20 protein-coding genes are annotated in these 20,682 nt (G+C 45.1%); 2 read left to right on the plus strand and 18 right to left on the minus strand.

Annotated features, from left to right (window positions below):
* Positions 1–12: 12 nt before the first annotated feature.
* The 11 genes from G633_RS0107960 to G633_RS0108010 all read right to left on the minus strand — a co-directional run bounded on the left by G633_RS0107960 (position 13) and on the right by G633_RS0108010 (position 10,741).
* Positions 13–837 (minus strand): phosphatidate cytidylyltransferase, encoded by an 825-nt coding sequence (locus G633_RS0107960; RefSeq protein WP_051200046.1) that lies wholly within the window; start codon positions 835–837, stop codon positions 13–15.
* Positions 834–1,553, minus strand: a complete 720-nt coding sequence (locus tag G633_RS0107965) for an isoprenyl transferase (RefSeq protein WP_022769558.1) — start codon at positions 1,551–1,553, stop codon at positions 834–836. Before G633_RS0107965 ends, G633_RS0107960 begins: the two co-directional genes overlap by 4 nt.
* 3 nt (positions 1,554–1,556) lie before the next feature.
* Positions 1,557–2,108 (minus strand): ribosome recycling factor, encoded by a 552-nt coding sequence (gene frr / locus G633_RS0107970; RefSeq protein WP_022769557.1) that lies wholly within the window; start codon positions 2,106–2,108, stop codon positions 1,557–1,559.
* Positions 2,109–2,126: 18 nt separating this feature from the next.
* Positions 2,127–2,822 carry a UMP kinase gene (pyrH, locus tag G633_RS0107975; RefSeq protein WP_022769556.1) on the minus strand — a complete coding sequence of 232 codons (696 nt, stop codon included), beginning with the start codon at positions 2,820–2,822 and terminating at the stop codon, positions 2,127–2,129.
* An 18-nt stretch (positions 2,823–2,840) separates the two neighbouring features.
* The gene (locus tag G633_RS20260) at positions 2,841–3,809 is read right to left on the minus strand and encodes a polymer-forming cytoskeletal protein (protein ID WP_026519610.1); all 969 of its coding nucleotides are present in this window, start codon (positions 3,807–3,809) and stop codon (positions 2,841–2,843) included.
* A 30-nt stretch (positions 3,810–3,839) separates the two neighbouring features.
* Positions 3,840–4,781 carry a polysaccharide deacetylase family protein gene (locus G633_RS0107985; RefSeq protein ID WP_035770971.1) on the minus strand — a complete coding sequence of 314 codons (942 nt, stop codon included), beginning with the start codon at positions 4,779–4,781 and terminating at the stop codon, positions 3,840–3,842.
* Positions 4,782–4,858: 77 nt separating this feature from the next.
* A complete protein-coding gene (locus G633_RS0107990; RefSeq protein ID WP_026519612.1) occupies positions 4,859–5,353 on the minus strand; it encodes a CinA family protein in 495 nt (164 codons plus the stop codon).
* A gap of 1 nt (position 5,354) precedes the next feature.
* Positions 5,355–7,697 (minus strand): ferrous iron transport protein B, encoded by a 2,343-nt coding sequence (gene feoB / locus G633_RS0107995; protein WP_026519613.1) that lies wholly within the window; start codon positions 7,695–7,697, stop codon positions 5,355–5,357.
* Positions 7,698–7,699: 2 nt separating this feature from the next.
* Positions 7,700–9,013, minus strand: a complete 1,314-nt coding sequence (locus G633_RS0108000) for an aminotransferase (RefSeq protein WP_026519614.1) — start codon at positions 9,011–9,013, stop codon at positions 7,700–7,702.
* A 109-nt stretch (positions 9,014–9,122) separates the two neighbouring features.
* Entirely contained in the window at positions 9,123–10,286 is a 1,164-nt protein-coding gene (gene rlmD / locus G633_RS17795) for a 23S rRNA (uracil(1939)-C(5))-methyltransferase RlmD (RefSeq protein WP_051200048.1), read from the minus strand.
* Between the two features lie 53 nt (positions 10,287–10,339).
* Complete coding sequence (locus tag G633_RS0108010) at positions 10,340–10,741, minus strand: hypothetical protein (protein WP_026512561.1); 402 nt, start codon at positions 10,739–10,741, stop codon at positions 10,340–10,342.
* A gap of 117 nt (positions 10,742–10,858) precedes the next feature.
* Here G633_RS0108010 and G633_RS0108015 point away from each other — a divergent pair, with 117 nt between their 5' ends.
* Entirely contained in the window at positions 10,859–12,352 is a 1,494-nt protein-coding gene (locus tag G633_RS0108015) for a serine hydrolase domain-containing protein (protein ID WP_026519615.1), read from the plus strand.
* 2 nt (positions 12,353–12,354) lie between these two features.
* On the opposite strand, the gene G633_RS19240 is transcribed toward G633_RS0108015, so the two are convergent.
* The 5 genes from G633_RS19240 to kduI form a co-directional block, all read right to left on the minus strand.
* Complete coding sequence (locus G633_RS19240; protein WP_051200050.1) at positions 12,355–13,611, minus strand: HD domain-containing phosphohydrolase; 1,257 nt, start codon at positions 13,609–13,611, stop codon at positions 12,355–12,357.
* Between the two features lie 100 nt (positions 13,612–13,711).
* Positions 13,712–14,737 (minus strand): sugar kinase, encoded by a 1,026-nt coding sequence (locus G633_RS0108025; protein ID WP_022769545.1) that lies wholly within the window; start codon positions 14,735–14,737, stop codon positions 13,712–13,714.
* Between the two features lie 56 nt (positions 14,738–14,793).
* The gene (locus G633_RS0108030; RefSeq protein ID WP_026519616.1) at positions 14,794–15,759 is read right to left on the minus strand and encodes a bifunctional 4-hydroxy-2-oxoglutarate aldolase/2-dehydro-3-deoxy-phosphogluconate aldolase; all 966 of its coding nucleotides are present in this window, start codon (positions 15,757–15,759) and stop codon (positions 14,794–14,796) included.
* A gap of 30 nt (positions 15,760–15,789) precedes the next feature.
* Entirely contained in the window at positions 15,790–16,644 is an 855-nt protein-coding gene (locus G633_RS0108035; RefSeq protein ID WP_022769542.1) for a gluconate 5-dehydrogenase, read from the minus strand.
* Between the two features lie 50 nt (positions 16,645–16,694).
* Entirely contained in the window at positions 16,695–17,558 is an 864-nt protein-coding gene (gene kduI, locus G633_RS0108040; RefSeq protein ID WP_026519617.1) for a 5-dehydro-4-deoxy-D-glucuronate isomerase, read from the minus strand.
* 294 nt (positions 17,559–17,852) lie between these two features.
* On the opposite strand from kduI, the gene G633_RS0108045 reads away from it, so the two are divergent.
* Positions 17,853–18,389: a hypothetical protein gene (locus G633_RS0108045; RefSeq protein WP_026519618.1), complete on the plus strand. Its 537-nt coding sequence runs from the start codon at positions 17,853–17,855 to the stop codon at positions 18,387–18,389.
* A gap of 82 nt (positions 18,390–18,471) precedes the next feature.
* On the opposite strand, the gene tpiA is transcribed toward G633_RS0108045, so the two are convergent.
* On the minus strand, positions 18,472–19,218 hold the full coding sequence (gene tpiA, locus G633_RS0108050) for a triose-phosphate isomerase (protein WP_026519619.1): 747 nt from the start codon (positions 19,216–19,218) through the stop codon (positions 18,472–18,474).
* A 104-nt stretch (positions 19,219–19,322) separates the two neighbouring features.
* Entirely contained in the window at positions 19,323–20,561 is a 1,239-nt protein-coding gene (locus G633_RS0108055) for a phosphoglycerate kinase (RefSeq protein WP_022769536.1), read from the minus strand.
* Positions 20,562–20,682: the final 121 nt, after the last annotated feature.

A 20,682-nucleotide genomic window follows, 5' to 3' on the forward strand; every position in this document is an offset into this window, starting at 1 on the left:
CTTAATCTTAAGTTACCCCAGTACAGGCAGCATAACTGCCGCCAAAAAATAAATACATGGAATGACAAAAATAACACTGTCAAACCTGTCCATTATTCCGCCATGTCCCGGAATAAGCGTTCCGTAGTCCTTGATATTGTGATCACGCTTAATACCGGATGCAAGAAGGTCTCCGATCTGGGAGATGATGCTTCCTGCAAAGCAGATGATCATGAGTCCCCAAACGGTAGATGGACTGTGAGTTTCATTCACATAGAGGATATATCCTATGATGCCTCCGACGATCACAGAACCCAGGATTCCTCCGATAGCGCCCTCGATGGTCTTCTTAGGTGATAATACCGGCGCCATCTTGTGCTTTCCAAAGGCTCTTCCGGCAAAGTATGCGCAGGTATCACAAACCCAGGCAATAAACGGAACCCAGGCAAAGTATACGCCCAGATGCCTTATCCTTAAGAGGTAGACAAAAGACATATTGACCGGTGCATAGATAAAGCAGAAGAAACAAAAGATTGCCTGAGAAGCACTATATTTCGGGAATGATATCACATAGCAGACCATGATCAGGAAAAAGGCAAACATTATCGAGAAAATGTAATACCTGTAATCCTTTACCAGCATCATCTGGATGTAGTGAACCAGGATTGATGCGTATCCGCAGGCTTCAAGCATATTGATCTTCTGTCCGTCCTTGTGAACTCCAAGTGCTCTTGTGAGCTCAAAAAACGCTATAAGTGACACTATCAAAAGTGCTGCCGAGAGTACATACCCTCCCGGGATAAGTACTGCCGCCAGCACAATACCAATTACAATTCCACTGATAACTCTAGTCTTCAAGATTCCTTCAGTCCTCCAAACTTACGGTTTCTGCCGGCATAGGCTTCTACCGCCTTTTCAAGCTCAGCCTTATCAAAATCAGGCCATGCTACGGGAGTAAAGTAGAACTCCGTATACGCACACTGCCAGAGCAGGTAATTGGAAATTCTCTGCTCATTGCAGGTCCTGATAAGAAGGTCCGGATCCGGAAGGAAGTTGGTATCTAAATTATCTGCAATATCCTTCTCTGTTATATCCTCAGCACGCAGCTCTCCGGCCTCTACTTTCGCAGCAACCTTTCTGACTGCCCTTGTGATCTCATCCCTGCTGCCATAATTGATGGCAATGGTAAAGGTCAGTCCGGTGTTGCCTGCAGTGGTATCCTCAAGCTCTTTTATAGCCTTTTGGATATCCTCTGAAAGCAGAGAGCGCTCACCAATAACACGGCAGCGCACATTGTTCTTCATGGATTTCTTTATACTGGTTTTTAAATAATTACGCAAAATCGTCATGAGGGCAGATACCTCTGCCTCAGGACGACTCCAATTCTCAGTTGAGAATGCGTAGACTGTAAGATATTTAATTCCCATGTCTCTTGCGACTACGAGAATGTCTTCAACAGCTTTTGCTCCCTGCATATGGCCGTAGTTTCTGGGCATGCCCTTAGCCTTGGCCCATCTTCCGTTGCCATCGAGGATGATGGCTACATGTGCAGGAATATTTGTATTTGCTTCCATAGATTACACCGTCATGATTTCCTTATTCTTCTCTTCTACAGCTGCATCGATATCCTTGATGAACTTGTCGGTTATCTTCTGGAGCTCGTCGTTAAGATCCTCGATCTCATCCTCTGAAACCTCGGTTCCTTTGAGCTTCTTGAGGGCGTCGTTGCCGTCACGTCTTACGTTTCTAACTGCAACCTTAGCGTCTTCACCCTTCTTGCGGATATCCTTGGTGAGCTGTTTTCTGCGCTCCTCTGTGAGCTCAGGGAAAACAAGTCTTATTACAGCACCGTCGTTGCTTGGTGTGATACCAAGATCTGATGCCATAAGAGCCTTCTCAATGTCCTTGATAAGTGTCTTGTCCCAAGGAGCGATCTGAATGATCCTGGCCTCAGGAATAGATACGTTTCCAACCTGCTGAATAGGAGTAGGTGTTCCGTAGTAATCAACCTTAATCTTATCGAGAACATGTGGATTAGCTCTACCTGCTCTTATTGATGCAAGATCATCCTTGAGATAATCAAATGACTTCTGCATTTTGTCGTTAAAGGTCTTAAGTCTCTCGTTCATACACATAACCTCCCCTGGTTAATTTGTTGTAACGGTTGTTCCGTTAAAATCGCCTGTTGATGCCTTAACTATGCTGTTCTCCTCCTGGAGAGCGAATACTCTCATAGGCATGTGATTGTCCCTGGCGAGTATTGATGCTGTCATATCTACAACCTGAAGGTTCTGCTCTATAACCTCATCGATTGAGATAGTGTCATATCTCTTTGCATCAGGGTTCTTGGCAGGATCTGAATCATATACTCCGTCAATAGCCTTGGCAAGAAGTATATAGTCAGCCTCAACCTCGATGGCCCTTAAAACAACTCCTGTATCTGTTGAGAAATACGGATGACCTGTACCGCCTGCAAAGAACACTACCATATTCCTTGCAAAGTACTTGTTTGCTCTATCCTTGGAAAAGAGCTTTGTGAAGGATCCGCACTCGAATGGAGTAAGTATATTGGTCATCATGCCTACACTTCTGAATATCTCGGATACATAGATGCAGTTCATGATTGTGGCAAGCATTCCGATCTGGTCAGCCTTGGTGCGATCAATGTTCTCGCTGCTTCGTCCTCTCCAGAAATTGCCTCCGCCGATAACGATACCTACCTGAGTTCCGTTATCTACAAGCTGCTTAACCTGAAGTGCAACCTTTCTGACGGTCTCCTCATCGAAGCCTGTCTTCTTATCACCTGCAAGTGCCTCACCACTGAGCTTTAATAAAATTCTCATATCTTCTCCATTATCAAATTATTTATTCTTAAGTCCCTCGAAGAACTCTGAAGGATTAACATCAGCGTATGCCTGTGAGCACATACCCTCGATAACAGCACCATTGTTGATCTGTACTGACTGAGACTTGATATTGCCCATTACGATAGCTGTTGTATCAAGAACTACAGGACCGTGAACATCGATGTCACCCTTTACAGCGCCTGCGATAACTGCGCTTGATCCATAGATGTTACCTACGATAACTGTGCTCTGGCCAACCTTAACGCTGCCCTTACTCTTGATCTCACCGGTGATCCTTGCTGACTCTGCATAAACTTCTGCTGCGTCTGAATCTCCGTTGATCTCGCCTGTTATGTTAAGCTTGCCGAGACACTTGATATTACCTGTGATCTTACCGATGAGCTCAAGTGAACCTGTTGTGGCAATGTCGCCCTTGACGATCATACCTTCGGTAATGCTGGCAACTTCATCTGTAGGTGTCTGCTGTTCGAAATCCATAGTTTCAATTCCCCCGTTTCTTGTTATCATTTCTGTTTCTGCATTTTTATCTGCAACATACTTGCCAATATGTGCAGGATTTATAGCCTCAAGTGCGTTCTTGGGCTCCTCGACCTTGATCTCTTCCTGAGTCTGCTCTTCAATCTTCTCTTCGAGCTCACGAACTTCGTCAACGGTCTCAGAAACTTCTTCGATCTCCTCTTTTAACTCATCTATAGTCTCGACTGCTTCATCTGCAACCTCGTCTAAAGTCTCTACTGCATCCTCAGCAGCTGCCGTAGTCTCTTCCACAGCATCCTCTTTTCTCTCTGCTGCCTCATCAAGCTTAATGTCGTCGAGACGATTAAGCATGCTGTCAAGGTCTACAGGCTTAGGAGCTTCTACAGGTCCATTGCTGCCCTTGCTTTCAGCTTCCGGCTTGTCCTCAGGCATAAGAGTGTTTACAGCCTGTGAGAGGTCGCTTTTCAGCTCAGAAAAAAATCCCATCTAGATATCCTCCATTCAATCTTTTTTCGTTTAATTGATATGTTGAACCGGTAACGTATCCTCGGTTATCGGTACTATCACTGTGTCATCCATTGCCTGGATCGCTTCGATTATCTCAGGCAGTGCTTCTACCGTACTCTTTTTGTCTGCTGCGTCGTGCATAAGTACTACGCAGTGTTTAAATCTGGGTACGTTGTTAACTATGTTGGCGTAGATTGTGTCCTTGTTGGCACCGGCCTTGTCATCACCTGCTGAAACGTTCCAGTCAAAGAAGGTGACATCGCTGCTCTCCAGATAATCAGTCAGCTCATGCATATCCACCTTGCTGACCGTATTGGAGCTTCCACCGGGGAACCGGTAAAAACTAGACCACACGCCTGTTGTCTCGTATAAGAAAATTCTTAATTTATCCGTATCTTCCTTGAACGAATCAAGAGAAGCATATAATTCGCTGTACTTGTGACTGTACGAGTGCATCCCAAGAGTATGCCCATCATTAACTATTCTCTTGTAAAGATCTGTATACTTGGCATTTGGTTTGCCACAGACAAAGAAGGTAGCCTTTACGTTGTGCTGCTCTAATATATCGAGTATCTCGTCTGTGTACGTACTTGGTCCGTCGTCGAAGGTCAGATAAACATATCTGGTGCCCTCTATATCCTCAGGATTCTGAGCGCCACTGACATCCACCGTGGCGTAGTCAACATCCATCCCTTCCGAAGTAGTCTCTACAATATTCGAATCTTCCCCATCCGGCTCAGCTTCTGTAGCCAGAATATCTCTCTCGCTGCCGAACTGCTCTCTGTACCACTCCAGATCCGCCATGCTCTTCTCATATTCTGTGTGAAGACGGTCGTATCTGATGGCCAGAATAACGCATATACAAGTGGGAATAAGGCAGGCAGCTGCCACTGTAGTAATGATGAGTCTGCGCAAATATCGGATCCTTTTACTGTACTGCTTAGACTCCATTATTCCATCTCTTTCTTACTAATATGTAACCAAGGTATAGTATAGCATAGAATACAAAACACCAAAAGGTCTTTTGTTTAGATAACACGTGTGATTTCTTCTGCAATAGCGCCCGCTACAAAGAGCTTGTATTCGTATCTGCTATCCTGAACAGGCACGGAAATATGAAAGCTCTCAGTGCCCTCTTTATGAGCTATGGCAAAAAACACTTCGCCCGGAGTCGAGTCGTTGTTTGCAGGGTCTACGTTGCCCATGGTCCCGGTAACTCCGATCGCTATATCTGCGCCATAAGCTCTTTTGGCTGCAAGTGCCATCTCCCGGGCAGTCTCCTTTGAGTACACCCCGAATCTCTCTATCACATCCGCAGGTACATTCTGCTTTATCTTGGCCTCATTTGAATAGGTTATGAAGGCACCTTTTAATACCGCAGATGCACCTTCGGTGTCTGTCAAAAGAGATGCCACAAGACCAGAAGTGCAGCTCTCCATTGTCGTTATGGTGAGCTGCTCCTTAATTAAAGTATTCGTTATATAGCGGAATTTCTCCCGCACATTCTTTTCAAGATCAGTCATATTACATTCCCATCGCTATAAAGACAAACCTAAGGATAAATGCAACAAGCCAGGCGATGGCGCTCTGCCACAAAACTACTGCAAGAGCATACAGTCCGCCAAGTTCTCTTTTTATGGCTGCAATGGCTGCAACGCAAGGTGTGTAAAGAAGTGAGAACACAAGCAGCGTTGCGGCAGTAACAGCTGTAAGCGCATTTTCCACACCGCCGTCAAAGAGAATGCTCATGGTTGAAACAACGCTCTCCTTGGCGATAAATCCTGTGATAAGGGATGTCACAACTCTCCAGTCCCCAAGACCAAGTGGAGTGAACAGAGGAACAAGCACGCTTGAAAGCGCAGCCATTATGCTGGTTGAAGAGTCTTCCACCAGATTAAAGCGAAGGTCAAAGCTCTGTAAAAACCATACTACAATAGTTGCAACCAGGATAACGCTGAAGGCCCTTGTGAAGAAGTCTTTCGCCTTATCCCATAGAAGCCTTGCTACGTTCTTTGCACCCGGCATACGGTAATTGGGAAGCTCCATTACAAAGGGAACTGCTTCGCCTCTGAAGATTGTGTTCTTGTAAGCAAGAGAAGCCAGGATTCCGACTGCTATTCCCAGAAGATATAAGAGCACCATTACAAGTGCTGCTTTATCCGGGAAGAAAGCTGCTACAAAGAACGCATAAATAGGCACCTTGGCTGAGCAGCTCATAAACGGAGTAAGGAGTATGGTCATCCTTCTATCCCTTCTTGAAGGAAGGGTTCTCGTTGCCATTACGGCAGGAACCGTACATCCAAAGCCGATAAGAAGCGGCACGATACTTCTTCCCGAAAGTCCGATTTTCCTGAGGAGCTTGTCCATAAAGAATGCTACTCTTGCGATATATCCGCTGTCCTCCATAAGTGAAAGGAAGAAGAACAGTGTAACAACAATGGGCATGAAGCTAAGGACACTTCCGACACCGTCAAATATTCCATCAAGCACAAGCCCCTGTATGGTTGCATTGACATGGGCTGCGCTCATTCCGGCTTCAGCAAGACCCTTAAGGTAGTCGACTCCCATCTCCAAAACGTCCTGTAAAAAAGCGCCTATAACATTGAAAGTCAGATGGCATACCAGGAGCATTATCAGGATGAAGCAGGGAATTGCCGTCCATTTTCCCGTAAGTATCTTATCTATCTTCTCTGAGCGTATTCTCTCCTTGCTCTCCTTGGGCTTAACCACAGTCTGCTCGCAGACACGCTCAATAAAGTCATATCTCATATCGGCGATGGCAGAGCTTCTGTCCATTCCGCTCTCATCTTCCATCTTCTTTATGATCTGACGGATCATTTCTTTTTCATTCTCATCGACAGAGAGCTTCTCCATTACGATTTCATCGCCCTCGATGACCTTGGTGGTGGCAAACCTTAAGGGAAGTCCTGCCTTCTCTGCATGATCCTCCAAAATAGCCTCCACTGCATGGATCGCTCTGTGGATAGCTCCGCCGTGATCGGTCTTGGAGCAAAAGTCCTGCTCCATGGGCTTTTCCTGGTACTGAGCAAGGTGCACGGCATGACGCACCAGCTCTGCCACGCCCTCATTTTTGGAGGCAGAAATGGGAACCACAGGCACACCAAGAAGCGTCTCCATTTTGTTGATATCAATGGAGCCGTTATTGCCTTTGACCTCGTCCATCATGTTAAGAGCAACTACCATGGGTACTCCCATCTCGAGAAGCTGCATGGTAAGATACATGTTTCTCTCAATGTTCATGGCATCCACGATGTTGATAATGGCCTTTGGTTTTTCTTCAATTACAAAGTTTCTGGATACCAGCTCCTCTGCACTATAAGGAGACATGGAATAGATTCCGGGAAGATCCGTAACCAGAGTATTCGGGAAGTCTCTGATGGGTCCGTCCTTGCGATCTACGGTAACGCCCGGGAAATTTCCAACGTGCTGATTGGCACCTGTAAGCTGGTTGAAAAGAGTGGTCTTGCCACAGTTCTGATTTCCCACAAGAGCAAAGGTCAAAAGCGTTCCGTCAGGAAGCTTGTCCTTATCGCCTTCAACGTGGTATTTTCCGTCCTCACCAAGTCCGGGGTGCTCTGAACTTACTATCTCTTTTATTCTCTCATGCTTGTTGGTGCGCTCTTTTATCGGCTCAATCTCGATCTTCTCTGCATCAGCAAGACGGAGCGTAAGCTCATAACCGTGTATCTGAAGTTCTACAGGGTCGCCAAGAGGCGCATACTTAATAACAGTCACCTCTGTTCCGGGGATAACTCCCATGTCCAAAAAGTGCTGTCTAAGTGCGCCTTCTCCGCCGACGGCCTTAATGACCGCCGACTGACCAATCTTCAGTTCTTTTAAATTCATTATTAATCCATCTCCTTAAGAAGTCTCTCAGCTGCTGTGAGTTTTACGCAAACTGTGAAGATGAGCATAGCAAGCTTAAGATCCGGCAGGCTTGGAAGTGTCGGGGCAATACGGATATTGGAATCATGAGGATCCTTGTGATATGGATATGTGGCACCGGCTCCGGTCATGGTTACACCGGCCTTCTTAGCCCTGTCAACAGCAGCCTTGGCGCATCCTTCCGGTGCATCAAAGCTGATGAAATATCCGCCCTTTGGTCTTGTCCAACTTCCTACTCCGTATGGAGCAAGTTCGGTGTCAAGAAGTTCCAAAACAGCCTCGAACTTAGGTCTTATGATGGCTGCATGTTTTCTCATGTGTTCTTTGAGATTATTGATATCTCCGTTAAAGAATCTTACATGACGGAGCTGGTTAACCTTGTCATGTCCGATGGTCTGATATGTAAGCTGAGCCTTGATCTCCTCTAAGTTGTTAAGAGATGTGGCAATGGCAGCAATTCCGCTACCGGGGAATGTGATCTTGGAAGTTGATGAGAACTTGTAGACCATATCCGGGCTTCCTGCTCTCTTACACTCCTCTAAGATCTCAATAAGGTAATCCTGATCGTCATCATAAAGGTGGTGAACTCCGTATGCATTGTCCCAGAAGATACGGAAGTCTCTTGCAGCGGGACGAAGGCGTGCAAAACGTCTTACTGTCTCATCTGAATAGGAATAGCCCTGAGGATTTGAATACTTAGGTGTGCACCAGATTCCCTTGATGGACTCATCAGAAGCAACGAGCCTCTCTACCTCATCCATATCAGGACCAGTAGGTGTCATCTGTACAGGGATCATCTCGATTCCGAAGTATTCTGTAATTGCAAAGTGTCTGTCATAACCGGGAACAGGGCAAAGGAATTTAACCTTATCAAGCTTGCACCATGGAGTGTTTCCCATAACACCATGTGTATAGGCCCTTGATACGGTATCATACATTACGTTAAGTGAAGAGTTTCCATATATAATGATATTCTCCGGCTTGTTCTCCATCATTGCACCGATAAGTACCTTGGCCTCATGAATACCATCCAAAACGCCGTAATTACGGCAATCTGTACCATCCTCGCATGAAAGATCCGCCTCTGAATTGAGGGCATCCATCATACCCATAGAAAGATCAAGCTGTTCTCTGCATGGCTTACCTCTTGCCATGTTCAGATTCAGATCCATCTCCTGATACTTCTTGTACTCGGCCTTGAGCTTAACAATTTCCTGCTCAAGTTCCTGCTTGCTCATCTCAACATACTTCTTTGTACTGCCTTGAACCTGGGACATCTTTTTCTCCTCTCAAATTCACCACGTTAAATCGCTGATTTCTTCAATAAAATATAACGCAGACTTGAAAAAGAATCAAGGTATACAATTATACAAAATGTTATTTAGTTCATTTTTCTTTTGTTAAAAGACATACTACTTCCGAGCCTCTTGTGAACGGGAACATGTCCACGGGAACAGCTCTTTTAACCTTGTAGCCGCCCTTGGTAATGAGCTTAAGATCATTGGCCAGTGAATCCGGGCTGCAGGATATGTACACTACCTTCTTGGGAGAAAGAGCTATCAGCGACCTGATAAACTCCGGTGTTGATCCTGATCTTGGAGGATCCATGAACACGAGGTCGACCCTATCTCCGGATTCTGCCATCTGCTGCATAAATACAGTGGCGTCATTCTGATAGAATGTAATGTTCTTTACTTCATTGATCTTGGCATTGAGGATTGCATCTTTTACTGCATCCTTGTTAAGTTCAACACTGATGACCTCTTTTACATGAGGACTTGCTATAAGGCCGATGGTTCCAACTCCGCTGTAGCAGTCCATGGCAACTTCATCGCCTGATAGATCAGCCATTTCGATTGCAGTCTTGTACAGCACTTCCTGCTGAATAGGATTTACCTGGTAAAAAGACTTTGGTGAAATCTTGAACTTCATACCACAGCAGATATCATAGATGAATCCCGGTCCATAGATAGGTTTTTCCTTATCTCCGAGGATCATGCTGGTCTGCTTGTCATTAACATTAAGAACGATTGTAGTGATCTCCGGATGCTCTTTTCTAAGTGCCTTGACGAAGTTATTCTTGGACGGGAATACAGGTGAGACGGTAACCAATACAACCATGATCTCACCGGTGTTCTTACCTATCCTTATAAGCACATGGCGAAGAAGACCGTATCCGTTGTCCTCGTCAAAAGTCTTGATCTTGAAAGACTTAAGCATTCCTCGTATAGTTGCAATGATCGCATCGGCTTTCTGGTCTTCCAAAAGGCAGCTATCAACAGGCACAACCTCGTGGGAGCCTTCTCTGTATATTCCGGTTATAGGATTGCCCTTTCTGTCATGGTCAAAGACCGCATGAACCTTGCACCTGTAGTGCTCCGGACTCTCCATGCCTATGAAGGACTCCACCTTGCAGTATGGCTTTAAAAGCTCCGCAACATGTGCATGCTTTTTACGAAGCTGTGTCTCATAAGGAGTGTCGATCATCTGACATGCTCCGCACTTCTTGAAAACAGGGCATCTGCTCTTAGTTGTTTTTTTCTCTGCCATGTTGTCTCCTTTACGCAAAGAATAAGCAGGAGAAATAAATCCCCTGCTCTATTTTAAAATTTCTCGTTATCTTCAGTATCGCCGATCTTGTTCTCAAATCTGAGCTCCGGCATTTCAAGGCCTGTACCCTCTTCCTTAACTGCTTCGCTTCTTCTGCGGATACGCTCTGTATTCTTGAGTTCACCGTAGTCCTTGTATTTGATACCCTCGATTCCCTGAGAAAGCTCTTTTGCCCTCACAAGGTCACCCTTATTGATCCTGAAGGTGCAGACTATCTTGCTGCCCTTTCTGTCGAAGAGCCTCTGAAGAATTGACTTGTCCTGCCACTCGATGAAGTATGAGATACGGTGTGCCAAAAACCTCTCTTCGAGCTGCTTCTTGCTCTCTACGCTATATACCCTGCAGAAGGGTACTTCATTATTAAAGACCTGATTGTTCTGGATAATAGAAGACATATAAACCTCACTTTATTTTCTAACTAATATTAGATTATAACTCAGAAGGCGCATTCTTTCAAGAAACACAAGCAGTTTATGCTATACTTATTTTATCAAAAACATGGAGAAAACCTTATGTTCACTTTTGAAAAAACGCTTCCCGAAAATGTCGGGATATCCTCTAAAGCCATAAAAAATGTTCTTGAAAGACTGGATAAAAAGGACGTTCCGATGCACAGCCTCCTTATCATGAAGGACGATAAGCTGATTTTTGAAAAATACTATGCTCCATATACAGCTGATACTCTTCACAGGCTCTTTTCCGTAAGTAAGAGTATCACAGCCATGGCGATAGCGCTTTTGCAGGAGGAAGGCAAGCTTTCCTTTGAAGCCTCAATAACGGACTATTTCCCTGAATATACGGATGAGAACACTCATCCCTGGATAAGACAGACCACAATAAGGAACATGCTCCAGATGCGCACCTGCCACGCTTCCACTACCTACAAGGTCGATATGAAATCCGACTGGGTGGAGAGCTTTTTTAAGGTAGCACCGACGCATAAGCCCGGGACCATTTTCCACTATGATACCTCTGCAGCCCACACTCTGTGCGCACTTGCAGAGAAGCTCACCGGAATGTCCATGCTTGATTATCTGAAGGAAAAGGCCTTTAACTATCTTGATTTTTCCAAGGATTCTTATATGGTAAAAGACCCTTTTGGAGTATCCATGGGCGGAAGCGGCCTTATGGCAACTCCTATGGATCTTCTTAAGATTCTGTATCTGCTTCACAAGGGCGGAACTGTTGTATGTGGCGATGGCGTAACGAGATCTCTTTTGCCAAAAGAGTTTGCTCAGGAAGCCACAGCAAACATCAGCGATTCTCTTCCCACCGCACCTCTTCCCAGTGAGGCACAGGGATACGGTATGCAGATCTGGCAGAATGAAAAGGGAGGATTTGTGCTCTATGGAATGGGCGGTCAGCTCGGCATCAGTCTTCCTTCGGAAAATATGCTGATTGTAACCACTGCCGACACTCAGGGAATGGCCGGTGGAAATCAGGTTATCTACGACGCTCTTTATGCGAATCTCCTTGGAAATAGCGCCGTGACCGGCGATGGTAAAAGAGCTTATGAAGACCTGTCAGCCTACGCAGAAGGCCTTAGAATTGCGCCACCAAGACTTCCTGAAAACTATTGCCTCACTCATGTAGGCGAAGATGTTTCCGATCGCTATGACAATTTTAACAGGGTGTACAAGCTTGCAAAAAACTCTCAGGGATTTAATACCCTTGAGGTCAGCTTAAATTCGGATGATCCTTCGTCCCTGACTTTTACTTACAAGGATAAAAATAGGGCATCCTCGCTTCCCGAGAATGCCCTTAAGCTCTACTTTGGTATAAATGATATGGCAGATGGTATTTTCCCCATCTACGACTGCAAATACACAGCCGGAGCCGTATGGTTTAGAAGAAATGTCCTGTATATCAGGTTCCACCTCATCGGAGAATCTGTAGGCTCTGTCCGTATTGAACTATACTTTGGAGATGACGACCTCACTGTCTTTATGAAAAAAGTTGAGGAAACCTATTTCAAAGAATTCGATGGCCACCTCTACGGCTGCTGAAATCAGAATCCCATATAGACGCCGGGGATGTCGTCTTCCGTCAGATGGAAGTCGCTTCTGCCGGCGTCATTGTCTGCAGTTTCCATCTTAACTACGTTTACATATCCGTCGTTGATCATGTCCACCATGTAAGGAACGATGTTTGGATCAAACTGAGTTCCGGAGCCTTGCTGGATCTCCTCTATAATCTCATCCTTGTTAAGGTGTCTTCTATATACTCTGTTACTGGACATTGCGTCATAGGAGTCTGCAACACCGACAATCCTTGCATAAAGCGGAATGGTATCACCTTTTAGGCCCTCAGGATAACCGGTTCCGTCATATCTCTCATGATGATAAAGAGCTGTCTCTCTGATGCCTCGAAGAGATGACAGCTGCTTAAGCATCTTTCCACCGGCCACAGTGTGGTCCTGAATGAGCTTTCTCTCTTCGTCTGTGAGCTTTCCGGGCTTATTCAGCACAGCATCGGGAACGCTAAGTTTTCCTGCGTCGTGGAGAAGTCCAGCATAGTAAATATTCTGCACTTCATCTTCAGACAGGCGCATTCTCTTTGCGATCTCTGCAGCATACATGGCCACTCTTCTGGAATGACCCCTGGTGTAAGGGTCTTTTGCATCAATGAAACTGATGAAGGTATTCATGGACTGAAGGATGATACGCACGTCATTCTTCTGCTTCTCGCGGTAGTTCTTAAGATTGAAGTTTGATACAAAGAAGCCTACAAAAAGAGCTGCCCAGATAATGAAAGCACCATAAAGTATCTTGGTAAATACGCCTCCTGAATTTCCGCTCTTGTAGCCCCTGAAGCTGATCTGTTCCGGATAAAAGCTCTTCTGGGTGCTTAGTACTACTCCAAAGCTTAAGCTGTCCCCCTTGGAAAAAGAGAGATTATAAAACTCAGGGGCAAATATTAGCCTTCCTTTTTCTATGTTGGCCTCAACTCCCCAGAAATTGGTTATCTCGGTGTCCTTTGGAACTGTTATGTATGCAGCCCAGTTGCTGATATTGACATTGCTATCGTTATGAATCTCAAACTCATACTTAGCGATATATCGGTTTCTGGTTACATTTTCCTCGGATTTGGCCACAGAAGCATAGACACCATCAGAAAGCCTTGCTCCCGTAAGGCTCATATCGATGGCGTACTCTGAAGATACATTATTGTCTGCACATACCTGTTCAACCAAATATGCAGTTATCAGCGTGACAAACGCTGCAAGAAATACCAGCAGTGTTTCTGTAGTCTTGTCCAGTTTCATAAAAACCTCGCATTCTTCTGCATATTAAATTATACAAAAAAAGCGCCTCTGTGTGAAATACAGATGACGCTTTTTAATGTTTTTTTAATTTTTATTTTGATTATCTCTGGATACGTCCTGAGCCGTCTCCGCCTGCAAGCTTCTTAACCTCATCAACTGTTACAAGGTTGAAGTCGCCCTCGATGGAGTGCTTAAGAGCTGAAGCAGCTACAGCAAACTCGATTGTCTCCTGAGGTCCGAATCCGTTTACGCAGCTGTAGATAAGCCCGCCGCCGAAGGAATCTCCGCCGCCTACACGGTCAACAATGTGAAGTGCATACTTCTTGGAGAAGTAAGCCTCTCCGTCTGTATAGAGCATTGCGCTCCAGTTGTTGTCGTTAGCTGAGATAGACTCACGAAGTGTGATAGCAACCTTCTTGAAGCCGAATCTCTCTGTGAGCTTCTGAGCAACCTCGATATAGCCCTCTCTGTTGAGCTTACCTGTTGTAACATCTGTTGAAGAAGCAGCGATACCGAATACATCGTTAGCATCCTCTTCGTTAGCGATGCAAACATCTACATACTTGCAGAGCTCGCCCATAACCTTGCCTGCCTTCTCTTTGCTCCAGAGCTTACCTCTGTAGTTAAGGTCGCAGGATACTGTAAGGCCGTGCTCTTTAGCCTTCTTACAAGCCTCAAGTGTGATAGCTGCAAGGCTGTCACTTACAGCGGGAGTGATACCTGTGAAGTGGAACCACTCTGCTCCGTCAAAGATCTCATCCCAGTTGAAGTCTGAAGGTACAGCCTCAGCGATTGCTGAATGTGCTCTGTCATAGATGCACTTTGAACCTCTCTGAGAAGCACCCTTCTCATTGAAGTAGATACCTACTCTGTCGCCGCCTCTTGTGATCTTGGATGTATCAACGCCGTACTTTCTGAGAGAGTTAACAGCTGCCTGTCCTATCTCATGTGTAGGAAGCTTTGTAACATAAACTGAATCAAGTCCATAGTTTGCAAGAGAAACAGATACGTTTGCCTCTCCGCCTCCGAATGTAGCCTCCAGGTGATCAACCTGAACGAATCTTAAGTAGTTATCGGGCTGCAGACGCAGCATGATCTCACCAAATGTAACAACTTTCTTTGCCATAGCTTATTCCTTTCATATATAACTGTGTAAATAAATTTTTATATTGTTCACTTAAATCAGTCGTTCTTAGCAAGGTGAACAGCAAATCCGCCAAAGTCATCAGCAAGATATGCAACCTTAAGATGATTATCTGCATCGTATGAGAAAGATGTCTCATCAAACTTAACGCCCTGTCTTCCAAGGTGATATACTGCTCTGTCGATGTTATTGCAGCCGATTGCGATATGTCCGCATGTTCCGCGGCCCTTTGACTTCATAACCTCTACTGCTGAACCTGCAAATACAGAGGAATTGCCAACCTTCTTGGTAAGGCCAAAGAGTGCATCAAACTTATCTGCAACAGACTCAGCTGCCTCTGCGCTATCCTGGTTGATACCGATATGCTTAAGCTTAAAGCCAAGCATTGCATTTACAGCATCTCTTGTCATTGCCTCGATCTCATCGAACTTGCCGGCTGAGATAAGGTCTTTTTTAACCATCCAGCTACCGCCACAGCAGAATACCTTGCAAAAGCTGAGGTAGTCATTTAAGTTGTTCTTATTTACACCACCTGTAGGCATGAAGTGCATCTTGGTATAAGGTGCTGCCATAGCTTTGATCTTGGCAATTCCGCCATTCTGCTCAGCAGGGAAGAATTTTACGCAGTCAAGGCCAAGCTCAATAGCCTGCTCAACCTCACCGGGTGTAGCTGTTCCGGGAACAACCGGTACACCGATTGACTGAATGTATTCAACGTTTGCTCTGTTAAAGCCGGGGCTTACGATGAACTTAGCGCCTGCAGCCTTAGCTCTGTCAGCCTGCTCAGCATTGAGCACTGTACCTGCACCAACGATCATCTCAGGGAATTTTGTTGAAATGATCTTAATTGCTTCCTCAGCTGCTGCTGTACGGAATGTAACCTCTGCTGCAGGAAGTCCTCCGTTAATAAGTGCCTGAGCAAGAGGCTCAGCGTCCTTAGCATCGTCAATTGCGATTACAGGAACAATACCGATCTTATAAAGTTCTTCACAAATCTTATCCATGTTCTTATGCCTTTCTTTTATAAAAAATAATTACTGTGCTGTGCTCTCGTCGATATCTGTGAACTTGGAAGGATCAAGGTTTCCTGGATCCTGTCCGATGTAAGCTGAGATACCGCCGTCGATATAAACAACCTGGCCGTTGATGAAATCAGAAGCAGGAGAAGCAAGGAATACTGCAAGTCCCATAAGGTCTTCTGTTCTGCCCCATCTCTGAGCAGGTGTCTTTGAACGAATGAATCTGTCGAATGGATGCATTGATCCATCTGGCTGTTTCTCACGAAGAGGAGCTGTCTGAGGTGTTGCGATGTAGCCGGGTCCAATAGCGTTGCACTGGATGTTGTACTGACCATACTCAGAGCAGATGTTTCTTGTGAGCATCTTAAGTCCGCCCTTAGCAGCTGCATAAGCAGATACTGTCTCACGTCCGAACTCAGACATCATTGAGCATGCGTTGATGATCTTACCTGATTTCTTCTCCATCATCGCAGGAAGAACTGCCTTTGAGCAGATGAATGGACCTGTAAGGTCTACGTCGATAACCTGGTTCCACTGCTCAACGCTCATCTCATGCATAGGGATTCTCTTGATGATACCTGCATTGTTAACGAGAATGTCGATTGTTCCAACTTCCTTCTCAACAGCTGCAACAAATGCCTGAACCTGATCTTCCTTAGTTACATCACAAACCTTACCAAAAGCCTTGATGCCTCTCTTCTCGTACTCAGCAAGTCCCTTGTCAACAAGTTCCTGGTTGATATCGTTGAATACGATCTTAGCTCCGCTCTCTGCATAAGCTACTGCATATGCAAGTCCGAGGCCGTATGATGCGCCTGTGATCCATGCTACCTTACCCTCAAGTGAAAAGTTCTTTAAAAAATCTGACATTATATATACCCTCCTAAATAAATATTTGTAGTTGCTTCTGGATTCCTATATCAAAGAAGATCCTGCATTGCGCAGTCATCCATATCGTCGAAATCCTGGTTCTCTCCTACCATTCCCCAAATAAATGTGTATGCCTGTGTTCCGCATCCTGAGTGGATTGACCAGCTTGGGCTGATAACAGCCTGCTCATTTCTCATGATGATGTGTCTTGTCTCTGTAGGCTCGCCCATGAAGTGCATAACAAGTGCATCCTCAGGGATATCGAAGTAGAGATAAACTTCCATTCTTCTGTCATGTGTATGGCATGGCATTGTATTCCATACTGATCCGGGCTTAAGCTCTGTCATGCCCATCTCAAGCTGGCAGGTCTCAACCTGACCGGGAAGAATGTATTTGTTGATAACTCTGTGATTAGCCTGCTCGAGGCTTCCAAGTTCTTTCTTGTTCTCATCCTTGATGATAACAACGCCTTCTTCAGGTGTTCCCTCTCTCTTAATGAGAACTGTGGGATATGTCTTGTGAGCAGGTGCGCTGTTGATGTAGAACTTGGCAGGCTTTGCAGAATCCTTGCTGGCAAAAGAGATGTCTTTTGCTCCCATTCCGATGTACATGCCCTGCTTATAATCAACCTCGTAATTCTTGCCATCAATGGTGATCACTCCTGCGCCACCGATATTGATGACACCCATCTCACGTCTCTGAAGGAAATACTCAGCTCTGAGCTCATCTCCTGCAGTAAGCTTCAGCTCTTTGTTAACCGGTACTGCTGAACCTGTAATGATCCTGTCTATATGACTGTAAACCAGCTTGATATCATCAGGCTGAAACAGGTCATCGATCAGGAACTCGCTGCGAAGTCTGGCTGTGTCGTAGTACTTCTCATCCTTGGGTGAACATGCTGTTCTAAGTTCCATATAACCCTCCCGTTACTACAATTTGGATTTATGTTACGTAAATTACACTATCATCATAATGTAAACAATATTCATTTTCACTTCATTATTTCATCAAAAAGTTGCAAATCTTGACCATATGTAAGTGCTTTCATATATTTTACATTTTAACATGTACTAATAAGTTTTACATTGCAAAAGTTGCAAAAAATAAACTTTTTCTAAATATTCCGCTTATTGTCTATACACATACAAAATATGCTGCTAGAATTCAAAACTGTTGTAACTGATTATTTCTTGTGAGGAGGAGATATTATGAAAAACAACGTGATCAGAAGAATTGTAGTAGGTATTGTTGCAGCAACCATGTGCCTTTCACTGGCAGCATGCGGAAACAAAGACGTTAAGCAGGAAGTTGCTGAGACTACAGAAGAGGTTGCTGAGGTAGTAGAGGAAACTACTGAGACTGCTGCAGAAGATGAAATGCCAAATCCTGAAGAAGAGCTTCAGGCTATACAGGATTCTCTCGTATTCATGGGCGGTCTTAAGACAGCTGATGATGCTGCCAAGAAGATTGATGTCTGCATGTTCAGAAACGAGCAGGGCGATATCATCTATATCTACAATGACGGTGATATTTTTGACTATGGAATGTTCACAACAGAAGAGACCAAGACAGACGATGGCAAGACTTATGAGAAGCTCATCGGCACCATGGGTGAGTACGGTTACTACTTCAACGAGGACCTTGTTTCTGGAATCATTGTTGATTCCGAAGGCAATGTTTACGATGCAGTAGAACTCGACGAAGCTGCTTCAAGAGAGTTAGTAAGCAAAACACTTGGTGGCTGATATTAGCCTACCCCGAACTTAAAAATAGTGCAAATAAAAAGGTGCTATCCCAGTTATGGGATGGCACCTTTTTGATTACTTATTATGCATTAACAATCTTGCCGAAGTCAGGCTTAAGTGAAGCACCGCCGATGAGACCACCGTCGATGTTAGGCTTTGAAAGAAGCTCAGCAGCGTTGCCGGCGTTCATTGATCCGCCGTACTGGATACGAACTTCATCAGCTGTAGCCTGGTCATAGAGCTTAGCGATGAGTTCACGGATAAGTCCGCAAACTTCCTCAGCCTGATCAGCTGTTGCTGTCTCGCCTGTTCCGATAGCCCAGATAGGCTCGTAAGCGATAACAAGCTTCTTAACCTGGTCAGCTGTTACTCCGCTAAGATCCCATGTGATCTGTCTCTCGATCCACTCCTTGTATGTGTCAGCCTTACGAAGTGCAAGGGACTCACCACAGCAAAGGATTGGTGTAAGGCCTGATGCGAATGCCTTCTTAACCTTCTGGTTGATAAGGATATCGTTCTCGCCGAAGATATCTCTTCTCTCTGAGTGTCCGATGATAACATACTCAACACCTGCATCCTTAAGCATAGGAGCTGAAATCTCTCCTGTGAATGCACCGCTGTCTACGATGTAGAAGTTCTCAGCACCAACATGTACGTTTGTGCCCTTAACTGCCTCTGCTACTGCACAGATATCGATAGCAGGTACGCAGTAAACAACGTCTACGTCATCATTCTTTACAAGATCTTTAAGCTCTGCACAAAGAGCTACTGCCTCGCTGGGAGTCTTGTTCATCTTCCAGTTTCCGGCGATTATTCTTCTACGTGCCATTTTGTAATCCTCCAGTTTTTATTCATAAGGAAGTTCTGCTCTCGGGCCACAGGCCCTCGCCAGAACAGAGTTCACACTAAGTTCGACAAAACCTCACTAAGTGTTCACGCTTTATCGTCAGCTGCGTAAACGCCAGGAAGCTTCTTGCCCTCAAGGAACTCAAGAGAAGCTCCGCCACCTGTTGAGATGTGGCTCATCTTGTCAGCGTAGCCAAGCTGGTTAACAGCTGCTGCACTGTCGCCGCCGCCGATGATTGTTGTTGCTGATGTCTCTGAAAGAGCCTTAGCAACTTCCTCTGTTCCGTTTGCAAGAACAGGGTTCTCGAATACGCCCATAGGTCCGTTCCAAACTACAGTCTTAGCAGACTTAACAGCCTCAGCGTAAAGAGCGATTGTCTTAGGTCCGATATCAGCACCCTCTTTGTCAGAAGGAATCTTGTCAGCATCTACAACTGTTGTTGCAATGTTAGGGTTGTCGATAGGATCAGGGAAAGAATCGATACATACTGTATCAACAGGAAGAAGGAGCTGCTTGCCGGCCTTCTCTGCCTTCTCCATCATTTCCTTGCAGTAGTCAATCTTGGTCTCGTCAAGAAGTGACTTACCTACTTCGTATCCCTTAGCCTTAAGGAATGTGTAAGCCATACCACCACCGATGATAAGTGTGTCGCACTTGTCAAGAAGAGTGTTGATAACGTTGAGCTTATCAGCAACCTTAGCACCGCCAAGAATAGCAACGAAAGGTCTTACAGGGTTCTCAACTGCATTTCCGAGGAAGTCGATCTCCTTCTGCATAAGGTATCCAACTGCGTTGTTTCCACCCTTTTCCTTGATGTACTTTGTAACAACTGCTACAGAAGCGTGTGCTCTGTGAGCTGATCCGAAAGCGTCGCATACATAGTCATCAGCAAGGTCAGCGAGCTCTTTTGCAAAAGCCTCACCAGCCTCTTCAGGCTTAGTCTCCTCTTTGCCTCTGAAACGGGTATTCTGAAGAAGGATTACATCTCCCTCATTCATAGCCTCTACAGCGCCTGTTGCTGTAGGACCTGTTACGTTGTAATCACTGATGAACTTAACATCCTTGCCAAGCTTCTCTGAAAGTCTCTTAGCAACAGGTGCAAGAGATTCCCCCTCGTTAGGGCCATTCTTAACCTTACCAAGATGTGAGCAAAGGATAACCTTACCGCCATCCTTAACCAGCTTCTTGATTGTAGGAAGTGCTGCTACGATTCTTGTCTCGTCAGTGATCTCACCGTTCTTTAAAGGTACGTTGAAATCGCAACGAACAAGTACGCGACGGCCCTTAACATTGATGTCATCTACGGACTTTTTGTTGAGTGACATATTTTTTTCCTCCTGGATTTTTATTTAAAAGAAATTCTTTTATTTTAGAAGTTTGATAAAAAGAAATGAGGTCCGGCCCATATGGACCGGACCTCGTTAAAGTCTATTTCGTATTTGAGGT

This window comes from Butyrivibrio sp. FCS006, from assembly GCF_000424525.1.
Lineage (GTDB): Bacteria > Bacillota > Clostridia > Lachnospirales > Lachnospiraceae > Butyrivibrio.